Below are 4,681 nucleotides of genomic sequence, written 5' to 3'. Positions count from 1 at the left end.
AATGGCCGCGGCGCTGGTCATGCCGTTGACCGAGCGCGGAGGCGTTCTGCGCACCTTGCCCAGCTGCTTTTCCAGCACCTTGTCCAGCTCTTCCATCGCCGCCGGGTCGATCACCTGCAGCCGGGCCACACGCAACAGCGCTTCATTGCGCACCGGTTCGGGGATATTCACCAGCACCTGTGCCGACTGCTCTTCGTCCAGTGAGGCCAGCACGATGGCGATGATTTGTGGGTGTTCGTCCTCCAGCAGCTCCGCCACCGAACCCGGGTCCATCCACTTCAAGGCATCAATGCCGGAGGTCTGCTGCTTGCCGGGCATCACTTTCGCCAGCATCGAACGTGCCTTGCTCTCGCCCAGGGCGTTGGTTAAAACCCGGCGGGTAAATTCAGAGGCCCCAAGGCCCAACGGGTTCAGCGAGCTGGCGTCTTCGTGGAATGCTGCCAGCACGGCTTCCACCTGCTCATTGGAGATGGACGACAACGACGCCATGGCCTCGCCGATACGCTGCACCTCACGCGGCTCCATATGCCGCATGATGGCGGTGGCGGATTCCTCGCCAACGCCCAACAGAAAAACGGCCGCGCGCTGCGCGCCGTTCAGCCCCGCCCCTGCGGCTTCAGCCATCGCCTGCCACCCACTGTTTCATTACGTGCGCCGCACGCTGAGGTTCACCTTCGGCGACGCTGCGCGCCATCTGCAATTGCTGCTGGTAGCCGGCATTGCCCGGCAGCCCGCGCCGGTCACCCGCCAGCGTCACCTGGTCATCACTCATCAATTCTCCTGCGGCTCCCTGGGCGTATCCCGCGTCACCGTAGCCGTCTTTGCCCAACGCGCGCTGGCCGGGGCCGATGGCGGCGGGCACGGGCGCGACTGAAAACTGCATCAGCGGGCGCAAAACGAAGAACAGCAGCGCCGCCAGGCCGGCGGCCACACCCAGCCCTTTCAACCCGCGCCAAAGCCAGTCCTCCTCCAGTATCGAAGGCTCCGGAGGCGCTTCCAGCGCCGGGGGCTCTACAAACGAGGCGTTGATGACACTCACCGTGTCGCCGCGCTCCTCGCTGAACCCAACGGCCTCGCGCGCCAGCCGGGTGATCTCCTCGACCCGTTCCGGTGCCAGCGGTGCGCGCGCTACCGAGCCGTCATCGGCCGTAGTTTCCACATGGTCCAGCACCAGCGCAATAGACAGCTTGCGCAGAGTGCCCGGCGTTTCACGAATATGGCTTATGGTCTTGTCCATTTCGTAATTGCGTGTTTCCCGCCGGGTCGAGCGCGTGGGCACCGTGTTGTCTGCCAGTCCCGCTTCCGGCGGCTGCACCAGCACAGTCGGGTCTTCCGGAGGCTGGTTGGCCAGGGTACCGGGTACACCGCCATCCAGCAGGCGGGTGGTCATTTCCTCTGAGGTTTGCTCACTGCGCAGCACGGTGTCGGGCGCATACACCTCGCTGGTGCGTTCGATGCGGGTGAAGTCGATATCCGCCGACACCTGCGCGTGCACGCGACCCGGGCCGAGGATAGGCTCCAGAATATCGACGATGCGCTGGCTGTAGCGCTGCTCCAGCTGCTGCGCCATCTGGAACTGCTCCTTGCTGTAGCCAAAATCGTCAGGGCTGCCCTGCGACGACAGCAGGCGCCCCTGCTGGTCGACCACCGACACGGTTTCCGGCTTCAGGTTGGGCACACTGGCTGACACCAGGTGCACGATCCCCGCCAACTGCCGATCCGACAGCACCCTGCCGCCGTACAGATGCAGCACTACCGACGCCGCCGGTTCCTGTCGCTGGCGCAGGAAAGCGCTCTGCTTGGCCATGGCCAGATGCACCCGGGCACCGCGCACGCCATCCAGCGCGCTGATGGTTCTCGACAACTCCTGCTCCAGAGAGCGGTGGTAGCGCGCCTGCTCCATGAAGCTGCTCACGCCAATTTCCTGCTCCTGGTAAATGTTGTCGAAACCGATATCGCTGGAGCGTGGAAAACCTTCGGTAGCCAGCAGCAACCGTGCGCGATGCACCTGGTCCGCGGCCACGGTGACCATACCGGTGCGGTTATCCAGGCGGTAATCAATGCCGTTGGCATCCAGCGTGCTGATTGCCGCCGTGGTGTCTTCGGCAGCCATGCTGCCAAACAGGGGCTTGTAGTTCGGCACCAGCATCCACTGCACCAGGCCAATGCCCAGGGCGATACTGGCAGCGAGGCCGACCAACAACGCCAGCTGCCGGGACACCGGCTGGCGACTGTAACCGTTGAAGCGGGCGACCAGTCCACCGCTATTCTCTGCCATGAATCAACTCACTCCTGAAGGGGCCAAGGTAAACCAGCGGGCATCAGACCTGCATGCTCATCACTTCGCGATAGGCGGTGAGCAGTTTGTTGCGCACCTCGCTCAGCGCCTGGAACTCCAGGCTGGCTTTCTGCGCCGTCACCATCAACTCGGCCAGCGACACTCCCGGCTGGCCCTCTTCGAAGGCCGTGGCCATCGCGCGGGAAGTCTGCATCGCGTCGTTGACATCGTCGATGGATTGTTTCATGAAACTGGAAAAATCGGCACCGCCCGCCGCAGCGGCCGTTTCACCGCCCGCCTCGGCCGCCAGACTGCGCATCTGCGCCAGCACCTGATTAATTGCCATTTCGCTCATGGTTTGCCCTCTCTCACTGTGCGCGGGGTACAGCCAACCCCAGTTCACGGAAGCGTGCCAACTTGTAACGCAACGTGCGCGGGCTGATACCCAGGCGCTGCGCAGCCTCCTTACGGTTCCCGTCCACCGCGGACAGCGCGGCCACGATCAGCTCACGCTCCCGCTCTTTCAAATCCCCTTCCAGCAGCGGTTCGGGCGGCGCCTCTGCCGCCACCACCGGAGCTACCGCAGCCACCGGCGCCGCCGGCGCCATCGCGGCCACAAAATCGATGTCCTCGGGGCCGATCTCCGGCCCGACGGCCAGCAGACTCGCGCGCTGGACACAGTTTTCCAGCTCACGCACGTTGCCGCGCCAGTTGTGGGTGGTTAGCCGCTGCAAGGCTGCCTTGCTGAATGCCAGGCCGCTGCGCGGGGGCGCATGGCGCTGCAGAAAACGCTGTGCCAGTGGCAGTATATCCGCCGGGCGAGCGCGCAGCGCGGGCACCTCCAGCGGCACCACGCTCAGGCGGTAATACAAATCTTCACGAAAACGGCCCGCCGCGACTTCGCCGGCGAGGTTGCGGTTGCTGGTAGCGATAACCCGTACATCAAGCGGAATCACCCGGTTGCCACCGAGGCGCTCCACCTCTTTTTCCTGCAACACGCGCAGTAGCTTGGCCTGCAGGCCCAGGTCCATCTCGGAGATTTCGTCCAGCAGCAGGGTGCCGCCATTGGCCTGTTCAAACTTGCCGGGGCGCGACTGGTGGGCGCCGGTGTAGGCCCCTTTCTCGTAGCCGAAGAGCATGGACTCCAGCATGTTTTCGGGGATGGCGGCACAGTTGATCGCCACCATAGGGCGCTCCGCGCGGCTGGAGCAGGCGTGCAAATAGCGCGCAATGACTTCCTTGCCGGTGCCGGACTCGCCCGTCACCAGCACGGTGGCATCGCTGTGCGCCAGCCGCTCCGCCAGCCGGCAAACGCGCTGCATGGCGGGATCCTCCGCCACCATGTCGATCCCGGGCTCCGGGGCAGGCTCAAACCGGGCCAGCATTTCCAGCAGCACCTCCGCCGCAAACGGTTTGAGCAGATAGTCCGTTGCACCCTCACGCATGGCGGACACCGCATGCTGCACCGAGCCGTGGGCGGTAATCATGACAAAAGGCAGCTCGGGGCTGCGGGCACGCACCTCGCGCAACAGGCGCTCGCCACCCATACCGGACATCTGCACGTCACTGATGATCAGATCCACCGGCTGGCGCTCCAGCTGCTGCAGGGCGTCGGCGCCGTCGCATGCGCTCCAGACCCGGTAGCCACCGTATTCAATGGTGTCGCACAACGCATCGCGCAGGGTGCTGTCATCCTCAACCACCAGAACTTTCAACGCGGCTCCCACGGTCAACACTCTCCTTCTGCAATGGGTAGTTCCAGAACAAATTCAGCCCCGCCCTGCGGGCTGACGCCCAGGCGAATCTCACCGCCCAGCTCGCTGACCGTGCGCGCCACCACCGCCAAACCCAGCCCCGTACCCGCGGAGCGCGTGGTGAAGAACGGGTCGAAATGCGTTCGCGCAACTCCGGCGCCACGCCGGGGCCGTTATCACGCACCCGCAGCAGCATGCGTTCGCGGTTCAGCGCGCCGGCCCACACCTCCACATGCACGTCCGCTTCACCGGCCTCAACGGCATTCACGACCAGGTTGGCGAGCGCCCCGGCGAGGGCATCGCGGTCACCGTGCAGTGCCAGTGTGCGGTCCACCGGGGTGACAGACAGCGTGGCACCGGCCACTTCCAGGCGCGCCTGCACGTGGGCCTGGAAATCGCCCAGCACGTCCTGCAGGCAAACCCGCTCCGAGCGTGGCGGGGCACCGCGCACAAAGCCCAGCATGCTCTCGATCAGGCCTTCCATGTGCACCAGGCGCTCGGACAGCCGGTCACATATACGTTCCCGCTGTGCGACGGCCAGGTCCGGCCGGCGCAGCTGTGCCAAATACAGGGTGGTGGACGACAGCGGTGTGCGGATCTGGTGGGCCAGCCGCGCTGCCATTTCACCCAGCGCCCGCAGGCGCTGTTC

At 65.2% G+C, this 4,681-nt stretch carries 4 protein-coding genes and 1 pseudogene; all 5 read right to left on the bottom strand.

Annotated elements, in window-relative coordinates; genetic code table 11:
• Window positions 1–624 (bottom strand): annotated as a pseudogene (locus RJQ10_RS15415) (flagellar motor switch protein FliG); the annotation flags it as partial.
• Window positions 617–2,278, bottom strand: a complete 1,662-nt coding sequence (gene fliF, locus RJQ10_RS15410; RefSeq protein ID WP_350148182.1) for a flagellar basal-body MS-ring/collar protein FliF — start codon at window positions 2,276–2,278, stop codon at window positions 617–619. The gene fliF and the pseudogene RJQ10_RS15415, both read right to left, overlap by 8 nt.
• Before the next feature lie 43 nt (window positions 2,279–2,321).
• Window positions 2,322–2,633, bottom strand: a complete 312-nt coding sequence (gene fliE / locus RJQ10_RS15405; protein ID WP_350148180.1) for a flagellar hook-basal body complex protein FliE — start codon at window positions 2,631–2,633, stop codon at window positions 2,322–2,324.
• Window positions 2,634–2,646: 13 nt separating this feature from the next.
• The gene (locus tag RJQ10_RS15400; protein WP_350148178.1) at window positions 2,647–4,005 is read right to left on the bottom strand and encodes a sigma-54-dependent transcriptional regulator; all 1,359 of its coding nucleotides are present in this window, start codon (window positions 4,003–4,005) and stop codon (window positions 2,647–2,649) included.
• The coding region (locus tag RJQ10_RS15395; RefSeq protein ID WP_502880247.1) for an ATP-binding protein at window positions 3,974–4,681 on the bottom strand (708 nt) is incomplete at its 5' end. The genes RJQ10_RS15400 and RJQ10_RS15395, both read right to left, overlap by 32 nt.

Origin of the sequence: Haliea sp., from assembly GCF_040222615.1 — a bacterium.
Classification (GTDB): domain Bacteria; phylum Pseudomonadota; class Gammaproteobacteria; order Pseudomonadales; family Halieaceae; genus Haliea.
This window is presented reverse-complemented; position numbering and strand designations above follow the sequence as displayed.

What these genes read in the sequence shown, in the direction of transcription:
- fliF (WP_350148182.1), bottom strand. Translation starts at nt 2,278, where the DNA reads ATGGCAGAGAATAGCGGTGGACTGGTCGCCCGCTTCAACGGTTACAGT.
- fliE (WP_350148180.1), bottom strand. Translation starts at nt 2,633, where the DNA reads ATGAGCGAAATGGCAATTAATCAGGTGCTGGCGCAGATGCGCAGTCTG.